The organism is Curtobacterium sp. MCLR17_034, from assembly GCF_003234485.1.
GTDB classification, from domain to species: Bacteria; Actinomycetota; Actinomycetes; order Actinomycetales; family Microbacteriaceae; genus Curtobacterium; species Curtobacterium flaccumfaciens.
Genome location: NZ_QKTH01000003.1, coordinates 194,528 through 213,033 on the forward strand (window position 1 = coordinate 194,528; position 18,506 = coordinate 213,033).

The window sequence follows — 18,506 nt, forward strand, 5'->3', positions numbered from 1 at the left end:
CGGGCGTCTGGCGGGTCAGGCGCCCATGTCGGTCAGGATCTCCGGCGCGACGAACACCATGATGACGATGAGGATGACGGGGTTCGCGAAGAACGCCAGGACGACCCCGACGGCGCCGTACCAGCGTCCGAACGAGCCGACGGCGGCGACGAACCCGAGCACGGCGGCGACGAGCGTCAGGAACACGACGACGAAGCAGATCCCGAAGGCGAAGTTCGTGTCACCGCCCATGAACACGGCGAAGGCACTGGCGTCCACAGCGGCGGACACCACGGCCAGGCCGAGGGCGATCTTGCCGACGACGGGGTTGCGGCGCTTCGTGCCACCCGTCTGCCGGACGTCGACGGTGTTGCGCTGCATGAGGCGGGCGAAGTCATCGGAGTCGCGCCCGGGAGCCGCCGCGGATCGAGCACCCGCTGCCGGGCGGGTCGCCGCCGCGGGTCGGGCTGCAGCTGCCGGACGAGCCGATGCTGCCGGGCGTGCCGCTCCGGCGCTCGACGGGTCGGACGGGCGCTGCGATGCGCGCTGCTGTGCTGCGCGCTGCCGCGGATCCACCGCCACCGAGCCTCCCTCGTTCCGGGTCGTTCCCCTGCCGACCGAGGCCGACCGATGCATGCTAGTGCCCTGCCCTGGCGGTCCCCTCCGAGGATCCGGCAGGGCCCCTGGGTGCGGTGGGAGGATGGCGGACGTGCTCCCCGACCTCGCCGATCTCCTCGCCGACGCCCACGTGGTGGCCCTGCCGATGCGCATGCGGTTCCGCGGCATCACCACGCGCGAGGCGGTCGTGCTGCGCGGACCCGCCGGCTGGACCGAGTTCTCGCCGTTCGTCGAGTACGACGACGCCGAGGCCGCCGCCTGGCTGCGCGCCACCGTCGACTTCGGGTGGACGGACCACGAACCGGCCGCCGACTCCGTGCCGGTCAACGCCACCGTCCCGGTGATCGCCGCCGACGACGTCGCCGACCTGCTCGCTCGGTACCCCGGGTGCACCACCGCCAAGGTCAAGGTCGCGGAGCCCGGCACGACCGTCGACGACGACGTCGCCCGTGTCGCCGCGGTCCGCCTGGTGATGGGGCCCGAGGCCGCGGTCCGGGTCGACGCGAACGGGCTGTGGAGCGTGGAGCAGGCCGCCGCGGCACTCGAGCGGCTCGCACCGTTCGACCTGCAGTACGCCGAGCAGCCCTGCGCGACGGTGCCCGAGCTCGCGGAGCTCCGGTCGCGGATCGCCGGCCTCGGCGTCCGGGTCGCCGCGGACGAGAGCGTCCGGAAGGCGAGCGATCCCCTCGCCGTCGCCCGGGCCGGCGCTGCCGACGTCCTGGTCGTGAAGGCCCAGCCGCTCGGGGGGATCACCGCGGCCCGTGCCGTCATCGCCGACGCCGGGTTGCCGTGCGTCGTCTCCAGTGCGCTCGACACCTCGGTCGGGCTCGGCATGGGAGCGTTCCTGGCCGCTTCGGCGATGACGCCCGGGTACGCCGCCGGGCTCGGGACGGCCGCGATGTTCGCCGGGGACGTCACGACCGATCCGCTGCTGCCGGTCGGCGGTCGGGTGCCGGTGCGCCGCGTCGACGTCGCTGCGGCGCAGGTGGAGCGCTACGCCGCGTCGCCGGAGCGCACGGTGTGGTGGCGTGCGCGGGTGGCCCGCGTGCACGCACTGCTCGCCGCCGCCGGGTAGCGCACCCGCCCCGTCCTCACGAGACGCGGTCGTCTCCGGAAGACGCCGGCGTCTCAGTTCGACGCCGGCGTCTCCTTTCGGCGCCGCCGAGTCATCGAGACGCCGCCGTAATCAGCGGCGTCTCCCCGACGAGGCGGCGTCCCACCGACACGACGGCGTCTTCCTGGCCGTGCACGCACCCCGGACGACGGACGGGAGGCACGGTGCCAGCTGGCACCGTGCCTCCCGTCCGGTCGTGGTCGCGACCAGGGCCGCGTCAGCGACCCGCGTGACTCACAGACCCGAGTAGCTGTGCAGGCCCTTGAAGAAGACGTTCACGACCGAGAAGTTGAACATCACCGCAGCGAAGCCGATGAGGGCCAGCCAGGACGACCGCGCACCGCGCCAGCCACGGGTCGCACGGGCGTGGATGTAGCCCGCGTAGACGACCCAGATGATGAAGGTCCAGACCTCTTTCGTGTCCCAGCCCCAGTAGCGGCCCCAGGCGCGCTCGGCCCAGATCGCACCGGCGATGAGCGTGAACGTCCAGAGGACGAAGCCGACGAGCAGGACGCGGTAGGTCAGGACCTCGAGCCGGTCGGCGTCGGGCAGCGTCGCCATGAAGCGGAGCTTGCCGGAGGCCGTGCGGCCCTGGCGGTACGTCTGCACGAGCTGCGCCACCGCGAGCCCCGCGCCGAGCGCGAAGAACCCGGTGCCGGCGATCGCCACGAACACGTGGATGACCAGCCAGTACGACTGCAGGGCCGGCTGCAGCGGGACGACGGGGACCCAGTAGTTCACGGTCGCGATGCCGAGCAGGATGATCGTCAGGCCGGTGATGAAGACGCCGAGGAACTTCAGGTTCTGCCAGAACTGCACGAGCAGGAAGATCAGGGTGATCAGCGCCGTGCCGGTCAGCGAGAACTCGAACATGTTGCCCCACGGCACACGGTCCGCCGCGATGCCGCGGAGGACGACCGAGGCGACGTGCAGGACGAGCGCGAGGATCGTCATCGCCATGCCGACGCGTTCGAACTTCGTGCCGCGTCCGGCGGAGCCACCCGACGGCGGTGCGGCGACCTGCTCGAGCACGACGGTGCCGCCGCGGACGGTCGCGACCGTCTTCGCGCCGGGTGCTGCCGCAGCGCTGGCCGCGTCGGCCGAGCTGTCGTCGGCACCCGCGGTCTTCGCGGCGGCCGTGACGTCGCCGGAGCGTTTGGCCATGTCGAGGGCGAACGAGATGAACGCGACCACGTACACCGCCATCGCGGAGTACGTGAGCACGACCGAGTAGGTCGCGAGGTTCGTGGTCATGTCGTTCACTGGGGCATCCTAACTCCGAGGTCCGACGTGTGGCGCTGTGCGATGTCCGCGACGGCCCGTTCGAGGTTCGGGTCCTCGCCGCGTGCGAGTCCGGCGTACTCGAGGTCGTACTCGCCGCCCGCCGTGTCCGTGCGCGGGACGACCTTCACCCAGACGCGACGGCGCGGGACGAACAGCGAGGTGAGCAGGCCGAGGGTGGAGAGCAGGGCGAACCCGCCCACCCAGAGCTGCGAGGGGTCGTGGTGGACGTCGAGGGAGACGTACCGCTTGACGCCGTCGAACGTGATCGACCCGGCGCCCTCCGGCAGCTTCTTCGTCTGGCCGGGCTTCAGCGCGATGCTCGCGGTGTCCGACTGCCGACCGGCGATCTGGTCGAGCCCCTTGGTGCTGAGCGTGTACACGCTCTGCGGCACGCCGCTGTCGAGCCCGAGGTCGCCCGTGTAGACCTGCAGCGTCAGCAGCGGGTTCTGGGTGTCCGGGTAGGCACTCGAGTAGGCGCCGCTCGCGAGCTTCGATGCCGTGGGGTAGAAGAACCCGACCATGCCGAGCTGGTCCGGCTTCGCGTCCGGCACCTTGATGACGCCGGTGGAGGTGTAGTTCGCGTCCTCCGGCAGGAACGGCACGACGTCCTTGAAGGCCACGTTGCCGTCGCCGTCGCGCACCGTGACCTGCATCGCGTAGCCGTTGCCGAGCAGGTAGACGTTCGTGCCGCCGACGTGCAGGGGATCGTTCACGCCGAGACGGCTCGTCTTCGGCTCGCCGCCCTTCTCGGTGCTCGTGACGGTGGCCGAGTAGTCGAGCGCCTGCCCGAGGGCGTCGAGGTTGCGCTCCTCGTACTTCGTCACGAACTTGTCGAGCCGGAGGTTGTAGCCCTTGAGGTCGGTCTGCTGGAACCAGCGACCGGGGTTGAACGAGTCGTACGAGCCGAGCACGTTCGAGAACGTCTGGCCCTCGACCAGCAGGCGCTGTCCGGTGAAGCCGAAACCACCGCCGACGCCGACCGCCAGGAGCACCCCGACGAGGGCGGCGTGGAACACCAGGTTGCCGGTCTCGCGCAGGTAGCCGCGCTCCGCGCTCACCGAGTCGCCGAACCGCTCGACGCGGTACCCGGACCGCTTCAGGATCGCCATCGCGCGCGTCACCGCGTGCTCGGCGGACGGGAGGCCCGTGGTCGCGTCGATCCCGGTCGTCCCGTCGATCATCGCGTCCGGCTGCACCGCCACGGTGCGGAAGCCCGCCAGTCGCGTCAGGCGCGCGGGGGTCTTCGGTGGACGGGTCCGCAGTGCCTGCCAGTGGTGCTTCGTGCGGGGCACGATGCAGCCGATGAGCGAGATGAAGAGCAGCAGGTAGATCGCGGAGAACCACACCGAGGTGTAGGTGTCGAAGACCTGCAGCTTGTCGAGGACCGGGTAGAGCTGCGGGTGGTCCGCCTTGTACTGCACGACGCCGTTCGGGTCGGCGGTGCGCTGCGGCACGAGCGACCCCGGGATCGCCGCGAGGGCGAGCAGCATGAGCAGGAACAGCGCCGTGCGCATGCTCGTCAGCTGCCGCCAGAAGAAGCGGAGGTACCCCACGAAGCCGAGCTTCGGCTGGTTGATGCCACCGTCGGTGGGGGCGGAGCCGTCGACGTGGTCGGACGGTCGCTGCGGGTCGGAGGCGCTGTCGGCCCCGTCGCCTGCGCCCGTCGGGATGTGCTCGTTCAGGTCAGACCGCGGGGACAAAGCTCTGGATCACCGCCCCGACGCTCGACATGACGGCCGACCAGATACCGGTGACCATGAGCAGACCGATGACGATCAGGATCGCTCCTCCGATGATGTTGACGGTGCGCATGTGACGCTTCACCGCCGCGATGGCCCCCGTGGCCCAGCCGGCGCCGAGGGCGACGAGGACGAACGGGATGCCGAGCCCGAGGCAGTACGCCACCCCGAGCCACATGCCCTGCCAGGCGCTGCCCGACTGCACGCTGAGCAGGTTGATGGCCGCCAGCGTCGGGCCGAGGCACGGGGTCCAGCCGAGGCCGAACACGATGCCGAGCAGGGGGGCGCCGAGGATCCCGGTGGCCGGGGTCCAGCTGGGCTTGATGGTGCGCTGCAGGAACGTGAACCGACCGACGAACACCAGGCCCATCGCGATCACGACGACCCCGAGGATCTGCGTGATGAGGTCGCGCCACCGCACGAGCCAGAAGCCGAGCGCGCCGAACACCGTCGTGTACGCCACGAACACCGCGGTGAACCCGGCGATGAACAGCAGCACGCCGAGCACCACACGTCCCCGACGCTGCCCGCCCTCGGCGACACCGCCGACGTACCCGAGGTACCCCGGCACGAGCGGCAGCACGCACGGGGACAGGAACGACACGAGCCCGGCGAGCGCCGCCACGGGCAGCGCGACGGCCATCTGGCCGCTCAGGATCGCGTCGGCGAAGGGGTTGGAGGCCACGGGTCAGGAGGCCTTGCCGGCGTCGAGCTCGTCGCTGACCAGGGTCTGCAGGATGCTCGTGCCGTCGATCGCGCCGAGGACCCGGGCGGCCACGCGGCCCTTCGTGTCGAGGACGATCGTGGCCGGCACCGCGTTCGGTGCGATCTGCCCGGACATCGCGAGCTGCATCGTGCCCGTGCGCTGGTCGAGGACCGTCGGGTACTGCACGTCGAAGGTGCGCTCGAAGGCGGCCGCGGTCGCTGCTTCGTCGCGGACGTTGACACCGATGAACGCGACGTCGTCGGCGTCGGCGTACTCGTCGTGCACCTTGTTGAGGTACTTCGCCTCGGCACGGCACGGGGGGCAGCTGGCGTACCAGAAGTTCAGGACGACGACCTTGCCGCGGAGGTCCTTCGACGAGACCGTGTCACCGTTCGAGTCCTCGGCCCGGAAGGTGACCGGTTCGGTGCGGTCCTTCGCGGAGACCTCGGTCACGGCACCGTCACCGGAGATGTAGTTCTGGGTCGTGCCGTTGCCGTACTGCTTCGCGATGCCGCCACTGTCCGACGAGCAGCCGGACAGGACGAGCACGGCTGCGACGGCCGTCGCTGCGAGGACCGCGAACCGCTTGCTGATGACGCGCGCACGCTTCGTGCTGTTCATACTGCTCCTTCGTCGACGGCGGTCGCGCGCAGTTCCTGCGCGGGGTCCGCGTACCCGACCTCGGTGAACCGACCGGTCGACGTGGCGGGCACACGTTCGACGGTGGTGATGCTCGACAGGTCACAGCGGCGCTTGCGCGGGTCGTGCCACAGGGGCTCCCCCGCGAGCTTCCGGTGGACCATCCAGATCGGCAGCTGGTGGCTGACCAGGACGACGTCGCCCTCGTCCACGCTCTCCCACGCCGTGGTCATCGCCGCGAGCATGCGGTTGGCGATCGACTCGTACGCCTCGCCCCAGCTGGGACGCAGCGGGTTCGCGATCCACGGCCACTCCGCCGGGCGGCCGAGCGAGCGCTTCGTGAACCCGGGGGGCTGCCCCTCGTAGCGGTTCGTCGGTTCGATCAGGCGCTCGTCGAGCGTCACGTCGAGCCCGTAGGCGGCCGACCAGGGCGCAGCGGACTCCTGCGTGCGCTGCAGCGGGGACGCCACGATCCGACGCACGTCAATGCCGGCGTCCTTCCAGGCGGTCGCGGAGGCCTGCGCCATCCGCGTGCCGAGGTCGCTCAGCCCGAAGCCCGGGAGCCGGCCGTAGAGGACGCGGCCCGGGTTGTGCACCTCTCCGTGCCGGACGAGGTGGAGACGGGTCGCGGGCATGGGTTCCAGTGTAGGTCGCCCGCGGTTCCCACCGACCCCTCAGGTGATTCACCGGATGCGGAAGCACTCAGCCGCCGAGCTCACCGGAGAGCCGCCCGTGCAGCGCGATCGACCCCGTGTCGAGGTTCACCACCTCGACGGTCGACCCGTGCTTCGCGAACCGCTGTTCGACCCCGTCGAGCGCCGCGACCGTGGACGCGTCGAACACGTGGGCGTCGGCCAGGTCGATGATCACGTGCTCCGGGTCCTCGGCGTAGGAGAACCGCGTGACGAGGTCGTTCGACGAGGCGAAGAACAATGCCCCGCGGACCCGGTACCGCACGGTGCGGTCGTCGACCGGCTCGCGCACCACGGTCACCACGTGCGCCACCCGTCGGGCGAAGACCAGGGCCGCCACGACCACGCCGACGAGCACCCCGGTCGCGAGGTTCTCGGTCACGACGACCACCACGACGGTGACGAGCATGACCGCGGTCTCGCCGAGCGGCATCCGTCGGAGGGTGCGCGGTCGGATGCTGTGCCAGTCGAAGGTCGCGACGCAGACCATGAGCATGACCGCCGTCAGTGCCGCCATCGGGATCTGGGCCACGAGGTCGTGGAGCACGATCGTCAGGACCAGCACCGAGACCCCGGCCGCGAAGGTCGAGACGCGGGTTCGGGCACCCGCGGTCTTCACGTTGATCACCGTCTGGCCGATCATCGCGCAGCCGCCGGTCCCACCGAAGAAGGCGGACGCGATGTTCGCGACGCCCTGACCCCACGACTCGCGCCACTTGCTCGAGCCCGTCTCGGTGATGGAGTCGACGAGCTGCGCGGTGAGCAGGGTCTCGATCAGCCCGACGATCGCGACACCGAACGCGTACGGAGCGATGATCTGCAGCGTCTCGAAGGTGAACGGCGTCGTGATGCCGCCGAAGCCCGGGAGCGCCGTCGGCAGTTCGCCCTCGTCGCCGACCGTCGGCACGGCGACGCTGAACACCATCGTGAGACCGGTGACGACGACGACCGCGATGAGCGGCGCGGGGATCGCCTTCGTCAGGAACGGGAAGCCGACGATGATCGCGATGCCGAGCACGGTCAGCGGCCAGACGATGAACGGCACGTCGTCGCCGAGCAGGTTCGGCAGCTGGGCGGTGAAGATGAGGATGGCCAGGGCGTTCACGAACGCGACGTTGACGCTGCGCGGGATGAAGCGCATCAGCCGTGCCACCCCGAGGAACCCGAGCACGAGCTGGAACACGCCGCCCAGGACGATCGCGGGCACCAGGTACTCGATCCCGTGCTCCCGGACGAGCGGGGCGATGACGAGCGCCACCGAGCCGGCTGCGGCGGAGATCATCGCGGGGCGACCACCGACGATCGAGATCACGATCGCGATGACGACGCTCGAGAACAGGCCGACCGCGGGATCGACCCCGGCGACGACGGAGAACGAGATCGCCTCGGGGATGAGGGCCAGCGCGGTGACGATGCCGGCCAGGACCTCTCGGGTGAGCATGCGGGGCGAGCGGAGGGCGGCGAGGACGCTCGGGGCCGTCGGCGCGTGTGTGATCACGGACATCGATCGGAACTCTACCCTCACGTGAGGGTAGAGTCGTACGCCGTGAGCACCAGCGACGTCCCCGACACGATGCACATCGGCGAGCTCGCCGACCGCGCCGGCATGTCCCTGCGCACGATCCGGCACTACGACGAGGTCGGGCTGCTCGTGCCGAGCGGCCGCACCACCGGCGGGTTCCGGGTCTACACGGCGCAGGACCTCGAACGGTTGCTCGTGATCCGCCGGATGAAGCCGCTCGGGTTCACGCTCGACGAGATGGCCGAGCTGCTCCGCGTGGTCGACGCCCTCGCGACGAAGGACCCCGAGGACGAACCAGCGCTGGCAGCCCGCCTCGACGCGTACCTCGAGGATGCCCGCGCCCGGCACGCCAAGCTCGTCGAGCGGGCCGGCATGGCCGAGGAGTTCATCGGCACGCTCGGGTCACTCCGCGCGTCGCTCCCCTGACGTGGCGACGTCCTCGGCGAGCACCCTGGCGCGCATGCGCTGCCGTTCGAGTTCGAGCTTGAGCTCCCCCTCTTCCACGTGGAGCTGCCAGTCGATCGCCCCACGTTGCGCCCAGTCCCACATGCTCTCGCCAGGCGCAGGACCGATGTACGGCCGCTCCGCGGGAACTGTGTCCTCCTTCCGAACCAGCTCTCGCCAGGCACGGCGCAGACGAGTCGTCATCACGGTCTCCTCTTCTCGATGAACAGTTCCGCAAGCACCCTCGCAGCGGGTTCTTCTCCGGCAGGCACTTTCTGCATGTCGTACATCGCCTGTGCCAGGTTCCGGCCGATCTCGCGGCGCCCGACCTCGGCCGCGGTGATCAGGTCGAACACCACGGTCAACCGCGCCCAGTAGCGGTCCCGTTGCTCCCGCGCGACGTCCCGCCGCCACCGGATGACCGCCCACAGCCCACCGACGACCGCCACGAGCAACGTGAACGCCGTCGTGCACAGTGCAGCCACCACCACCGCGACCGCCGCAGGCGGCCAGGTCGCGAGCTCCCCCGTCCCCGTCCCCACCCGGTCCCCCTCTCGTCCCGCGACCCGGCCACGTCGAGAACGCTACGGAGTCCACGCATGCCGCCACGGGCCTCCCGGCCATCGGTGGAGAACATCGGACGCAGGCGGCCCTGTGGAGGGAAGAACCCCGCCGCCCACGCCCCCGGACGCAGGCGGTTAGACTCGACCACCGTGATCGAACGCACCCGCATCGCCGACCTGGCAGCCCTCCCCGACGGTCCCGTCTCCGTGGCCGGATGGGTCGAGACCGTCCGAGACCAGAAGAAGGTGCAGTTCGTCGTGCTGCGCGACGAGACCGGCGCCGTCCAGCTCGTGAACCCGGCGACGCGCGAGGCCGAGGACGGCGACGACGCCGCACAGTCCGCCCTCGCGACCACCAACGAGATCTCCGGCCTGGCGCACGGCACCTTCGTGCACGTCACCGGCACGCTGAAGCACGACGAGCGCGTGAAGCTCGGCGGGCTCGAGGTCAAGATCGGTGCGCTGCAGGTGGTGAGCGCCGCGATCCCGGAGACCCCGATCGCCGACGACTCGTCGCTCGACAAGCGCCTCGACTGGCGCTTCCTCGACCTGCGCAACCGCAAGCAGAACCTGATCTTCCGGATCCAGACGACGCTGGAGCACGCGTTCCGCACGTACTGGGTCGACCGCGACTACATCGAGATCCACACCCCGAAGCTCATGGCGTCGGCATCCGAGTCGCGCGCCGAGCTGTTCCAGCTCGAGTACTTCGAGACGACCGCCTACCTGGCCCAGTCGCCGCAGAACTTCAAGCAGATGGCGCAGCCGGCCGGCTTCGGTGCCGTGTTCGAGATCGCGGACGCCTTCCGCGCCGACCCGTCCTTCACGAGCCGCCACGCCACCGAGTTCACCAGCGTCGACGCCGAGTTCTCGTGGATCGAGTCCCACGAGGACGTCATGGCGATGCACGAAGAGGTCCTGGTCGCCGGCATCACCGCCGTCAAGGAGAAGTACGGCAAGGACATCGCGGAGGTCTTCGGCTTCGAGCTGCAGGTCCCTGCGACGCCGTTCCCGCGCGTGACCCTGGCCGACGCGCGCAAGATCGTCGCCGACAGCGGCTACGACGTCGTCCGCGCCGACGGTGACCTGGACCCCGAGGGCGAGCGCCGCGTCGCCGCCTGGGCGAAGGAGCACCACGGCTCCGAGTTCGTGTTCGTCACGGAGTACGACGCCTCGATCCGGCCGTACTACCACATGCGGAAGCCCGGCGACCCGTCGGTCACCAACAGCTACGACCTCATCTTCAACGGCGCCGAGATCTCCACGGGTGCACAGCGTGAGCACCGCGTCGACGTGCTCGAGGCGCAGGCAGTCGAGAAGGGTCTCGACCCGGAGGAGCTCGGCTGGTACCTCGACTTCTTCCGCTACGGCGTCCCGCCGCACGGCGGCTTCGGCATGGGCCTCGCACGCGTGCTGATGCTGATGCTCGGTGAGCCGTCGATCCGCGAGGTCACCTACCTGTTCCGTGGCCCGACGCGCCTGACCCCGTAGGACCCGTGCGCGGCGAGCGCGCGCGCGCATGGTGAGCAGCAATGGTCGCCTCCCGATGCGGGAGGCGACCATTGCTGCTCACGAAGCGCGACGCGGAGCGACGAGCGCGACGCGGAGCGCCGAGCGCGCGCGGACGGGAGGCCCGGCTCAGCTCTCCCAGTCGATGGCGGCCCGCGCCGTGACCAGTTCGCGGATCTCCGCTGCCGCGGCCTGGTGCTCCGGGTGCACCTGGTACGCGTCGAGTCCGGCGAGGTCGTCGAAGGTGGCGACCACGGCGACGTCGTGGTTCTTGTCCGGGTAGGCGACGTTCTCGACGACCTCGAGCGACCGGATCGACTCGACGGTGCCGACCAGACCGGTCAGGAGTTCGCGGATGCGGGCGATCGACGCGGTGCGGTCGAGGTCGGTCCGCAGGGACCAGGAGACGACGTGGGAGATCATGCGCGGGCCTCGGCCTTCTCGAGCGCACGTGCGAGCCGGTCGGCGTCGACGTGCCAGTTGCTGTGGACGCGCCCGTCGATCAGCACGACGGGGATGTCCTCCGCGTACTCCTGGCGGAGGGCGTCGTCGTCGAGGATCGAGCGTTCCTGCAGGGTGACCCCCGGGTGGTCGGCGACGACGCGTTCGACCACGGGTCGGGCGTCGTCGCAGAGGTGGCATCCGGGCTTCGTCAGGAACGTCACTGCGGGCATGGTCCCAGCGTAGCCCGGGAACGCGAAAGCCCCGGCGAACCGGGGCTTCTCGTGCAGGTCCTCCGACCTGCGCAGACCTGTGAGGGTCTACTTCTTGTTGCGGCGCTGGTGACGCGTCTTGCGAAGGAGCTTGCGGTGCTTCTTCTTCGCCATGCGCTTACGACGCTTCTTGATGACAGAACCCATGTGGACCTCGCTCGGACTGATGCTGATGTACGGACACCGGGCCGAAGAGACCGCGGAAAATCAACCTGCCCGAGTCTACCGGCTGCCCGCTGTGATGTCGAACGCGCGCTCAGCCGACGTCCGCCACGCCACCGCGCAGCACGTCGGCGACGGCCGACTCGGGGACGCGGAACGAGCGGCCGAAGCGGATGGCGGGGAGCTCACCGGCGTGCACCATCCGGTACACGGTCATCTTCGAGACGCGCATCATCTCGGCGACCTCAGCGACGGTGAGGAAGCGCACGTCGTCGAAACTGCCGGTCATGGTCCGCCTTCGGGGCTCGCACGCGCGCTGCGCACGCCAGTGGTGTGACCTGTGTGGTCAGTGGCAACTGTAGAGGCGTGTGCGACCCGGTGTCCAGGATCAGTCCGCGCCACGAGCCCACCTGCCGTGCCGCGGAATCAGTCCTCGTCGCCCCGGCGGGTGAAGCGCTTGCGGCTGCGGTCGACGACGCGCTCCCAGCCCTGCTGCGCGCCGGAGATCGCCGCGGTCGCCCGGTACGACGCCTCGGCCATCACACGACCGAGCTCGGTGCCCACCTCCACCGTCGCCTTGCCGGCCGTGCCGTTCCGGCGGATCGACACCGGCTGGCCGTCCGGCGTCCACGCGGTGGTGGCCGGGGTGCCGTCGGCGTCGACCGCGCCCGTGAACGGCAGGACCCAGTCCTCCAGGTGCACGAGCGGCTCCGGGTCGAGCCGGTAGTAGCGGTGCTGCCCTTCTTCGCGACTGGTGACGAGCCCGATGTCGCGCAGGACACGCAGGTGCTTCGACACCGTGGGCTGGCTGACCCCGAGGCGTTCGACGAGCTGGCCGACGCTGAGCTCCCCGCCGGTGACGTCCGAACCGTAGGCGGACAACAGCGTGCCGAGCAGCTCGCGCCGGGTCGGGTCCGCCACGACGGAGAAGATGTCGGCCATGGGGCAAGGCTAGCCGGGGCACCACGGATGTACCATGACGAACCGTCCCGGCCCATGTCCTCGGAGGCATACGCATGCTCGACCGAACCGAGCCGATCCCGCACCACGTGAGTGTCGGCCGACGGCGAGCGAGCCGGATCGCGACGGTGCTGCGCTCGTCGCCGTCCCGACTGGCGATCGTCGTGTTCATCGCGCTGATCTTCCTGTTCACGGTGCTCTTCATGACGCCGTGGGCCACCGCGGACCGCAGCAGCACCCACTTCGCGGACGCCCTGTTCACCGCGGCGTCGGTGGTCTGCGTCACCGGGTTGTCCACGGTCGACATGGCGACGCACTGGTCGGTGTTCGGCAAGGTCCTGGTGGTCATCGGCACCCAGATCGGCGCCGTCGGTGTCCTGACCTTCGCGTCGATCCTCGGCCTGTTCGTCACCCGCAAGCTCGGCCTGCGCGCCAAGCTCATGGCGGCCGGCGACTCGAACCCGCTCCGCACCCACCACGGGGCCGTGCCCGAGGGGCAGGCCGTCCGGCTCGGCGAGGTCGGCACCCTGCTCGCGACGGTAGCGGTGAGCACGCTGTCGATCGAGATCGTCCTCGGTCTGCTGCTCCTGCCGTCGGTGCTCATCGCCGGCATCCCGTTCTGGACCGCGGTCGGCGACTCCTTCTACTACGCGGCGATGGCCTTCACCAACACCGGGTTCTCGCCGAACGCCGACGGCCTCGACCCGTTCGCCCACGACTACTGGTTCCTGACGCTGCTGATGATCGGCGTCGTGGCGGGGTCCATCGGGTTCCCGGTGATCCGTGCCCTGACGAAGCAGCTGCGCACCCCGCGGCGCTGGCCGATCCACGTCAAGCTCACCCTGGCGACGAGCGCGATCCTGCTCCTCGGCGGCGCGGTCGTCTACACCGCACTCGAGGCGTCGAACCCGACGACCTTCGGCGACGAAGGAGCCGGGCGCACCGCGTTCCAGGCGCTCTTCCTGTCGACGATGACCCGCTCGGGAGGCTTCTCGCTCGTCGACTTCGACCAGCTCAACGGCTCGAGCCTGCTCGTCACCGACATGCTCATGTTCATCGGTGGCGGGTCCGCCTCGACGGCCGGCGGCATCAAGGTGACGACCCTCGCGGTGCTGTTCCTGGCCGCGGTCGCCGAGGCCCGCGGTCGCCAGAGCATGGAGGCCTTCGGTCGCCGGATCCCGAGCGACGTCCTGCGGGTCGCGGTGGCCATCGTGCTCTGGGGAGCGACGATCGTGGCCGTCGCGACCGTGGTGCTCCTGCAGATCACCGACGACTCGCTCGACCGGGTGCTGTTCGAGGTGATCTCGGCCTTCTCGACCAGTGGGTTGTCCTCCGGCGTGTCCGCAGACCTGCCGGAACCGGGCAAGTACGTGCTCGCCGCCACCATGTTCCTCGGCCGGGTCGGTACAGTGACCATCGCCGCTGCCCTGGCCGCCAGCCAGAGCCGGCAACTGTTCCGCCGTCCCGAGGAGAGGCCGATCGTTGGCTGACCGCACCCGTTCGTCGCACCAGCACGGTGCCATCAGTCACGACGCCCCCGTCCTGGTCATCGGGCTCGGGCGTTTCGGCGCCGCCACCGCCGGCCAGCTCGAGCGCCAGGACCGCGAGGTGCTCGTCGTCGACACCGACGCCGGACTGGTGCAGAAGTGGTCCGACCGGGTCACCCACGCGGTGCAGGCGGACGCGACCGACATCGACGCGCTCCGGCAGATCGGCGCGCAGGACTTCGCCATCGCCGTCGTCGGCACGGGCAGCGACCTGGAGTCGAGCGTCCTGATCACGGCGAACCTGGTCGACCTCGGCGTCCCGCAGATCTGGGCGAAGGCGATCAGCCGCTCGCACGGCACGATCCTGTCCCGCATCGGCGCCAACCACGTCGTCTACCCCGAGCGCGAGGCCGGCGAGCGCACGGCGCACCTGGTCTCCGGCCGGATGCTCGACTTCATCGAGTTCGACGACGACTTCGCCGTCGTCAAGATGTTCCCGCCGCGCGCGGTCCGCGGCAAGGACCTCGCCACCACCGTGATCCGCACCCGCTTCGGCCTGACCGTGCTCGGCATCAAGCCGCCCGGCAGCCCGTTCGTGCCGGCGACGCCGGACAGCGTCATCGGTGAGGACGACGTCATCATCGTCTCGGGTTCCGAGACCGACCTGGAGCGCTTCGCCGCCTACGAGTAACGGCCACCGGACGGACGGGAGGCCCGTGGCGGCGTCGCCCCGGGCCTCCCGTCCGCACTGCGGTTGCGTCCACGACGCGGTGTGCGTCTACGACGCGGCGATCTCCTCGGCACGCGCGATCGCGGCACGCGACGCGCGCAGCAGCGTGTCCGCCAGGTCGGCGTCCTGCAGCACCGCGACGGCCCGCTCCGTCGTGCCCTTCGGGCTCGTCACCGCGCGGCGCAGATCGGCGGGCTCACGACCCGACCGCTCGAGCAGCTCGACGGCGCCGCGGACGGTGCCCTGCACCATCGTCGCCGCCTGCTCGTGGGTGAACCCGAGCTCCTCGGCGGCACGCTGCCACTGCTCGACCAGCAGGAAGACGTAGGCGGGACCGGAACCCGACACGGCGGACAGCGCGTCGAGCTGCGACTCCGGCACCTCGATGACCTCGCCCGAGGCGGTGAACACCGACGACGCCAGCGCGACGGCCTCGGCGTCGGCCGAGGTGCCCGCGCTGATGCCGGTGACGCCCTGGCCGACGCCGATCGGGGTGTTCGGCAGGGCACGGACGACGCGGACGCCGGCGGGCACCCGTGCCTCCATGCTCGCGGTGGTGGTGCCGACGGCGACGCTGACCAGGACGGCGCCGGGTTCCAGGTCGTCGGCGACCTCGTCGAGCAGGTCCGCGATCATGTACGGCTTCACGCCGACGACGACGAGGGCCGCACCACGGACGGCCGAGCGGTTGGCGTCGGGGTCGGTGTCGCTCGCGGTGGCGTCGAGACCGCGCTCCCGGTGAGCAGCAGCGGACGCCTCGGACTTCGTGGTGAGGGTCACGGTGGCCGGGTCGAGTCCCGCGGCGAGCAGGCCGTCGAGGACCGCGCCGGACATGGAGCCGACGCCGAGCAGGGCGGTGCGGGGCAGGTCGATCGTCATGCTCCCGACCCTACCGACGCCACCCGCCTAGGATCGTGTCGCAGACCACGAGAAGGGGACAGCTGTGAGCGCTTCCGGAGGCACGAAGGCGATCTTCGCCGCACTCGGTGCCAACATCGGCATCGCGATCGTGAAGTTCATCGCGGCGGCGATCAGCGGATCGGCGTCGATGCTGGCCGAGGGCGTGCACTCCCTGGCCGACTCCGCGAACCAGCTCCTCCTCCTGCTCGGTGGCCGCAAGGCCCGGCGAGCGGCGGACCAGGAGCACCCGTTCGGCTACGGGCGTGAACGCTACGTCTACGCGTTCGTCGTCTCCATCATCCTGTTCTCGGTCGGCGGTGTGTTCTCGCTCTACGAGGGCATCGAGAAGCTCGCCCACCCGCACCCGCTCGAGAACTGGTGGCTCCCCCTGGTGGTGCTCGTCATCGCCATCGGGCTCGAGGGCTTCTCGCTCCGCACCGCCCTGCACGAGGCCCGACCGCAGAAGGGTTCGCAGAGCTGGGTGCAGTTCGTCCGCCGTGCGAAGGCCCCCGAGCTGCCCGTCGTGATGCTCGAGGACACCGCGGCCCTGCTCGGCCTGGTCTTCGCCCTGTTCGGCGTGGGCCTGACCGCGATCACCGGCAACGGGGTGTTCGACGCGATCGGCACCATGCTGATCGCGGCACTGCTCATCGCGGTCGCCGTGGTGCTCGGCATCGAGACGAAGAGCCTGCTCGTCGGCGAGGGCGCGACCGCCGCCGACGTCGAGCGCATCAAGCAGGCGGTGCTCGACGGCCCCGAGGTCGACGCGATCATCCACCTGAAGACCCTGTACCTCGGACCGGACGAGCTGATGGTCGGCGTGAAGGTCGCCGTCGACGGGGACCGCCGGCTCGGTGACGTCGCCGCCGGCATCGACACCGTCGAGCAGCGTGTCCGGAGCGCCGTGCCGATCGCCCGGGTGATCTACGTCGAACCGGACGTGCTGCGCACCGGGCCGCAGCCGCCGACCGAAGCGATCGTCATCCTCGCCGCGGACTGAAGAAGTCGTCGAGCAGCTCGGCACACGCCTGCTCGAGCACGCCCCCGATGACCTCGGAGCGGTGCGGCAGCCGGCGGTCCCTGGCGATGTCGTAGACGCTGCCGCTGGCGCCCGCCTTCGGGTCCCACGCGCCGAACACGACCCGGGGCACCCGCGCGGCCATGACGGCGCCGGCGCACATCGGGCAGGGCTCGAGCGTCACCACGAGCGTGTGCTCCTCGAGGTGCCAGTCCCCCGTCACCGCCGCCGCAGCACGCAGAGCCAGGACCTCGGCGTGGGCCGTCGGGTCCTGTCGTGCCTCACGCTCGTTCCGGCCGGTGGCGACCACCACGCCGTCACGGTCGAGCACCACAGCGCCGACCGGGACGTCGTCGGTCTCCAGGCACCGTCGAGCCTCGTCGAGCGCGCGCTCCATCGCCGGGACGAACGGGCGGGCTGCGGGCTCCTCCACGGGACCTCCTGACGGTCGACGGCACGCTAGGCTCGACCCTATGCGAGTCCACGTCGCCGACCACCCGCTCATCACCCACAAGCTCTCGGTGCTCCGCGACCGTACGACGCCCTCCCCCACGTTCCGCGCCCTGACCGAGGAGCTCGTCACGCTCCTCGCGTACGAGGCCACGCGGGGCGTCCGGGTCACGGCGACGCCGATCGACACGCCGGTGGCGCACACCATGGGCGTCGCGATCGCCAAGCCGCGGCCGCTCGTCGTCCCGATCCTCCGCGCCGGGCTCGGCATGCTCGAGGGCATGGTCAAGCTCGTCCCGACGGCCGAGGTCGGCTTCCTCGGCATGGCCCGCAACGAGGAGACGCTCGAGCCGCAGACCTACGCCGAGCGCCTACCCGACGACCTGTCCGGGCGGCAGTGCTTCGTGCTCGACCCGATGCTCGCCACCGGTGGCACTCTCGCCGCCGCGATCGACTTCCTGTTCGCCCGCGGTGCGCAGGAGATCACGTGCGTGTGCATCCTCGGCGCCCCCGAGGGGCTCGCCATGGTCGAGCAGGCCGTCGGCGACCGCAACGTCTCGATCGTCCTCGGTGCGCTCGACGAGAAGCTCGACGAGAACGGGTACATCGTCCCGGGCCTCGGCGACGCCGGCGACCGGCTCTACGGCCTGGCCGAGTAGCGCAGACCCGCCACTTCTCGGACAGGAGGCGCGGTGCCAGCTGGCACCGCGCCTCCTGTCCGTCGTGGCGCGCGTCGCGCCCACCGCACCCGCCCGTTCCGGGCGTACCAGGTCGTTCCGGGCGTACCTGCCCGTTCCGGGCGTACCAGGTCGGTTCTTCCCACCCGGTACGCCCGATTCCACCTTCCATCGCGTGCGCAATGGGAACGAACGGGCGTGGCGCTCGACGCCCGTGCGGCCGCGCCCACCGCACCGTCCGCGCGGACGGTTGACACCGCGTTGGTATACCGCAGATACTCGTCACATGACTGCAACCGTGTCCACCCGCGTCCTCTCCGAGGCGTGCTCCTCCGCAGGGGCAGTGGGGACCGTCGGCGTGATGATGCCGACCATGCCGGTCATGCGTTGTCGAATGTGTGCCTGATCGGCACCCGTTCCAGCCGGATCCCCCGCGACACCACCCCCGTCGCGAGCGCGTGATCCCCGGGTGACGGACACCGTCGGCGACGCGCACCACGTCACGAGGTCTGTCTCCCGTTCCCCCGGGTCGGCCCCGGTCCGCAGCAGGACCGCAGGGCACATCGGCGTACCGCCGCACCCGGGATGACGCATTCGACA

23 protein-coding genes are annotated in these 18,506 nt (G+C 70.6%); 7 read left to right on the forward strand and 16 right to left on the reverse strand.

The features are described 5' to 3' along the window. Nucleotides 1-15: 15 nt before the first annotated feature. Nucleotides 16-561, reverse strand: coding sequence for a hypothetical protein (locus DEI98_RS18240; protein ID WP_139196600.1), 546 nt, complete (start codon nt 559-561; stop codon nt 16-18). Between the two features lie 118 nt (nt 562-679). On the opposite strand from DEI98_RS18240, the gene DEI98_RS05405 reads away from it, so the two are divergent. After that, on the forward strand, nt 680-1,672 hold the full coding sequence (locus DEI98_RS05405) for an o-succinylbenzoate synthase (RefSeq protein ID WP_111100153.1): 993 nt from the start codon (nt 680-682) through the stop codon (nt 1,670-1,672). Nucleotides 1,673-1,945: 273 nt separating this feature from the next. Here the strand turns inward: DEI98_RS05405 and ccsB are convergent, their stop codons facing one another. From ccsB to DEI98_RS05435, 6 genes are all read right to left on the reverse strand, one after another. Beyond that, on the reverse strand, nt 1,946-2,965 hold the full coding sequence (ccsB, locus tag DEI98_RS05410) for a c-type cytochrome biogenesis protein CcsB (protein ID WP_111032117.1): 1,020 nt from the start codon (nt 2,963-2,965) through the stop codon (nt 1,946-1,948). A 5-nt stretch (nt 2,966-2,970) separates the two neighbouring features. Next, complete coding sequence (locus DEI98_RS05415; RefSeq protein WP_258370744.1) at nt 2,971-4,695, reverse strand: cytochrome c biogenesis protein ResB; 1,725 nt, start codon at nt 4,693-4,695, stop codon at nt 2,971-2,973. Continuing rightward, nucleotides 4,679-5,377: a cytochrome c biogenesis CcdA family protein gene (locus DEI98_RS05420; protein WP_110863490.1), complete on the reverse strand. Its 699-nt coding sequence runs from the start codon at nt 5,375-5,377 to the stop codon at nt 4,679-4,681. Before DEI98_RS05420 ends, DEI98_RS05415 begins: the two co-directional genes overlap by 17 nt. Nucleotides 5,378-5,422: 45 nt before the next feature. Then, entirely contained in the window at nt 5,423-6,061 is a 639-nt protein-coding gene (locus DEI98_RS05425; protein ID WP_111100154.1) for a TlpA disulfide reductase family protein, read from the reverse strand. Further along, nucleotides 6,058-6,714, reverse strand: a complete 657-nt coding sequence (locus tag DEI98_RS05430) for a histidine phosphatase family protein (RefSeq protein ID WP_071406299.1) — start codon at nt 6,712-6,714, stop codon at nt 6,058-6,060. Before DEI98_RS05430 ends, DEI98_RS05425 begins: the two co-directional genes overlap by 4 nt. A 67-nt stretch (nt 6,715-6,781) precedes the next feature. Further along, nucleotides 6,782-8,275, reverse strand: a complete 1,494-nt coding sequence (locus DEI98_RS05435; RefSeq protein WP_110863412.1) for a SulP family inorganic anion transporter — start codon at nt 8,273-8,275, stop codon at nt 6,782-6,784. Between the two features lie 42 nt (nt 8,276-8,317). Here DEI98_RS05435 and DEI98_RS05440 point away from each other — a divergent pair, with 42 nt between their 5' ends. Next, nucleotides 8,318-8,719 carry a MerR family transcriptional regulator gene (locus DEI98_RS05440; protein WP_371830603.1) on the forward strand — a complete coding sequence of 134 codons (402 nt, stop codon included), beginning with the start codon at nt 8,318-8,320 and terminating at the stop codon, nt 8,717-8,719. On the opposite strand, the gene DEI98_RS05445 is transcribed toward DEI98_RS05440, so the two are convergent. Together DEI98_RS05445 and DEI98_RS05450 are read right to left on the reverse strand one after the other, a co-directional pair. Continuing rightward, nucleotides 8,696-8,941: a hypothetical protein gene (locus tag DEI98_RS05445; RefSeq protein ID WP_146243428.1), complete on the reverse strand. Its 246-nt coding sequence runs from the start codon at nt 8,939-8,941 to the stop codon at nt 8,696-8,698. The two genes, DEI98_RS05440 and DEI98_RS05445, sit on opposite strands and share 24 nt — an antisense overlap. After that, complete coding sequence (locus DEI98_RS05450; RefSeq protein ID WP_111095155.1) at nt 8,941-9,279, reverse strand: hypothetical protein; 339 nt, start codon at nt 9,277-9,279, stop codon at nt 8,941-8,943. The genes DEI98_RS05445 and DEI98_RS05450 overlap by 1 nt, the downstream gene beginning before the upstream one ends. Before the next feature lie 171 nt (nt 9,280-9,450). On the opposite strand from DEI98_RS05450, the gene aspS reads away from it, so the two are divergent. Next, on the forward strand, nt 9,451-10,791 hold the full coding sequence (gene aspS, locus DEI98_RS05455; protein ID WP_027466337.1) for an aspartate--tRNA(Asn) ligase: 1,341 nt from the start codon (nt 9,451-9,453) through the stop codon (nt 10,789-10,791). Nucleotides 10,792-10,938: 147 nt separating this feature from the next. Here aspS and DEI98_RS05460 read toward each other — a convergent pair whose 3' ends face one another. The 5 genes from DEI98_RS05460 to DEI98_RS05480 form a co-directional block, all read right to left on the reverse strand. Then, entirely contained in the window at nt 10,939-11,232 is a 294-nt protein-coding gene (locus DEI98_RS05460) for a Dabb family protein (RefSeq protein ID WP_110863414.1), read from the reverse strand. Then, nucleotides 11,229-11,483 carry a glutaredoxin family protein gene (locus tag DEI98_RS05465; RefSeq protein WP_071247435.1) on the reverse strand — a complete coding sequence of 85 codons (255 nt, stop codon included), beginning with the start codon at nt 11,481-11,483 and terminating at the stop codon, nt 11,229-11,231. Before DEI98_RS05465 ends, DEI98_RS05460 begins: the two co-directional genes overlap by 4 nt. Nucleotides 11,484-11,570: 87 nt before the next feature. After that, the gene (locus DEI98_RS05470; RefSeq protein ID WP_003792170.1) at nt 11,571-11,669 is read right to left on the reverse strand and encodes a 30S ribosomal protein bS22; all 99 of its coding nucleotides are present in this window, start codon (nt 11,667-11,669) and stop codon (nt 11,571-11,573) included. Nucleotides 11,670-11,778: 109 nt separating this feature from the next. Further along, nucleotides 11,779-11,973: a helix-turn-helix domain-containing protein gene (locus DEI98_RS05475; protein ID WP_017888579.1), complete on the reverse strand. Its 195-nt coding sequence runs from the start codon at nt 11,971-11,973 to the stop codon at nt 11,779-11,781. Nucleotides 11,974-12,110: 137 nt separating this feature from the next. Continuing rightward, on the reverse strand, nt 12,111-12,626 hold the full coding sequence (locus tag DEI98_RS05480; RefSeq protein ID WP_051596885.1) for a helix-turn-helix transcriptional regulator: 516 nt from the start codon (nt 12,624-12,626) through the stop codon (nt 12,111-12,113). Nucleotides 12,627-12,700: 74 nt separating this feature from the next. Between DEI98_RS05480 and DEI98_RS05485 the strand changes: the two genes are divergently transcribed. Together DEI98_RS05485 and DEI98_RS05490 are read left to right on the forward strand one after the other, a co-directional pair. After that, on the forward strand, nt 12,701-14,134 hold the full coding sequence (locus DEI98_RS05485; protein WP_111100156.1) for a TrkH family potassium uptake protein: 1,434 nt from the start codon (nt 12,701-12,703) through the stop codon (nt 14,132-14,134). Continuing rightward, nucleotides 14,127-14,822 carry a TrkA family potassium uptake protein gene (locus DEI98_RS05490; RefSeq protein ID WP_217499818.1) on the forward strand — a complete coding sequence of 232 codons (696 nt, stop codon included), beginning with the start codon at nt 14,127-14,129 and terminating at the stop codon, nt 14,820-14,822. Before DEI98_RS05485 ends, DEI98_RS05490 begins: the two co-directional genes overlap by 8 nt. 87 nt (nt 14,823-14,909) lie before the next feature. Here the strand turns inward: DEI98_RS05490 and proC are convergent, their stop codons facing one another. Next, on the reverse strand, nt 14,910-15,740 hold the full coding sequence (gene proC / locus DEI98_RS05495) for a pyrroline-5-carboxylate reductase (RefSeq protein ID WP_111095285.1): 831 nt from the start codon (nt 15,738-15,740) through the stop codon (nt 14,910-14,912). Nucleotides 15,741-15,804: 64 nt separating this feature from the next. Here proC and DEI98_RS05500 point away from each other — a divergent pair, with 64 nt between their 5' ends. Continuing rightward, nucleotides 15,805-16,761, forward strand: a complete 957-nt coding sequence (locus DEI98_RS05500; protein ID WP_027466331.1) for a cation diffusion facilitator family transporter — start codon at nt 15,805-15,807, stop codon at nt 16,759-16,761. Here DEI98_RS05500 and DEI98_RS05505 read toward each other — a convergent pair. Continuing rightward, nucleotides 16,742-17,176, reverse strand: coding sequence for a nucleoside deaminase (locus DEI98_RS05505; RefSeq protein ID WP_071247896.1), 435 nt, complete (start codon nt 17,174-17,176; stop codon nt 16,742-16,744). The genes DEI98_RS05500 and DEI98_RS05505 overlap by 20 nt on opposite strands. A 76-nt stretch (nt 17,177-17,252) precedes the next feature. Between DEI98_RS05505 and upp the strand changes: the two genes are divergently transcribed. Beyond that, nucleotides 17,253-17,888 carry a uracil phosphoribosyltransferase gene (upp, locus tag DEI98_RS05510; RefSeq protein WP_071406290.1) on the forward strand — a complete coding sequence of 212 codons (636 nt, stop codon included), beginning with the start codon at nt 17,253-17,255 and terminating at the stop codon, nt 17,886-17,888. The last annotated feature ends 618 nt before the right edge of the window (nt 17,889-18,506 follow it).

What these genes read in the sequence shown, in the direction of transcription:
- DEI98_RS05460 (WP_110863414.1), bottom strand. Translation starts at nt 11,232, where the DNA reads ATGATCTCCCACGTCGTCTCCTGGTCCCTGCGGACCGACCTCGACCGC.
- DEI98_RS05485 (WP_111100156.1), top strand. Translation starts at nt 12,701, where the DNA reads ATGCTCGACCGAACCGAGCCGATCCCGCACCACGTGAGTGTCGGCCGA.
- DEI98_RS05465 (WP_071247435.1), bottom strand. Translation starts at nt 11,483, where the DNA reads ATGCCCGCAGTGACGTTCCTGACGAAGCCCGGATGCCACCTCTGCGAC.
- upp (WP_071406290.1), top strand. Translation starts at nt 17,253, where the DNA reads ATGCGAGTCCACGTCGCCGACCACCCGCTCATCACCCACAAGCTCTCG.
- DEI98_RS05445 (WP_146243428.1), bottom strand. Translation starts at nt 8,941, where the DNA reads ATGACGACTCGTCTGCGCCGTGCCTGGCGAGAGCTGGTTCGGAAGGAG.
- DEI98_RS05505 (WP_071247896.1), bottom strand. Translation starts at nt 17,176, where the DNA reads ATGGAGCGCGCGCTCGACGAGGCTCGACGGTGCCTGGAGACCGACGAC.
- DEI98_RS05435 (WP_110863412.1), bottom strand. Translation starts at nt 8,275, where the DNA reads ATGTCCGTGATCACACACGCGCCGACGGCCCCGAGCGTCCTCGCCGCC.
- DEI98_RS05475 (WP_017888579.1), bottom strand. Translation starts at nt 11,973, where the DNA reads ATGACCGGCAGTTTCGACGACGTGCGCTTCCTCACCGTCGCTGAGGTC.
- DEI98_RS05425 (WP_111100154.1), bottom strand. Translation starts at nt 6,061, where the DNA reads ATGAACAGCACGAAGCGTGCGCGCGTCATCAGCAAGCGGTTCGCGGTC.
- DEI98_RS05480 (WP_051596885.1), bottom strand. Translation starts at nt 12,626, where the DNA reads ATGGCCGACATCTTCTCCGTCGTGGCGGACCCGACCCGGCGCGAGCTG.
- DEI98_RS05405 (WP_111100153.1), top strand. Translation starts at nt 680, where the DNA reads ATGGCGGACGTGCTCCCCGACCTCGCCGATCTCCTCGCCGACGCCCAC.
- proC (WP_111095285.1), bottom strand. Translation starts at nt 15,740, where the DNA reads ATGACGATCGACCTGCCCCGCACCGCCCTGCTCGGCGTCGGCTCCATG.
- DEI98_RS05420 (WP_110863490.1), bottom strand. Translation starts at nt 5,377, where the DNA reads ATGGCCGTCGCGCTGCCCGTGGCGGCGCTCGCCGGGCTCGTGTCGTTC.
- DEI98_RS05430 (WP_071406299.1), bottom strand. Translation starts at nt 6,714, where the DNA reads ATGCCCGCGACCCGTCTCCACCTCGTCCGGCACGGAGAGGTGCACAAC.
- DEI98_RS05470 (WP_003792170.1), bottom strand. Translation starts at nt 11,669, where the DNA reads ATGGGTTCTGTCATCAAGAAGCGTCGTAAGCGCATGGCGAAGAAGAAG.
- ccsB (WP_111032117.1), bottom strand. Translation starts at nt 2,965, where the DNA reads ATGACCACGAACCTCGCGACCTACTCGGTCGTGCTCACGTACTCCGCG.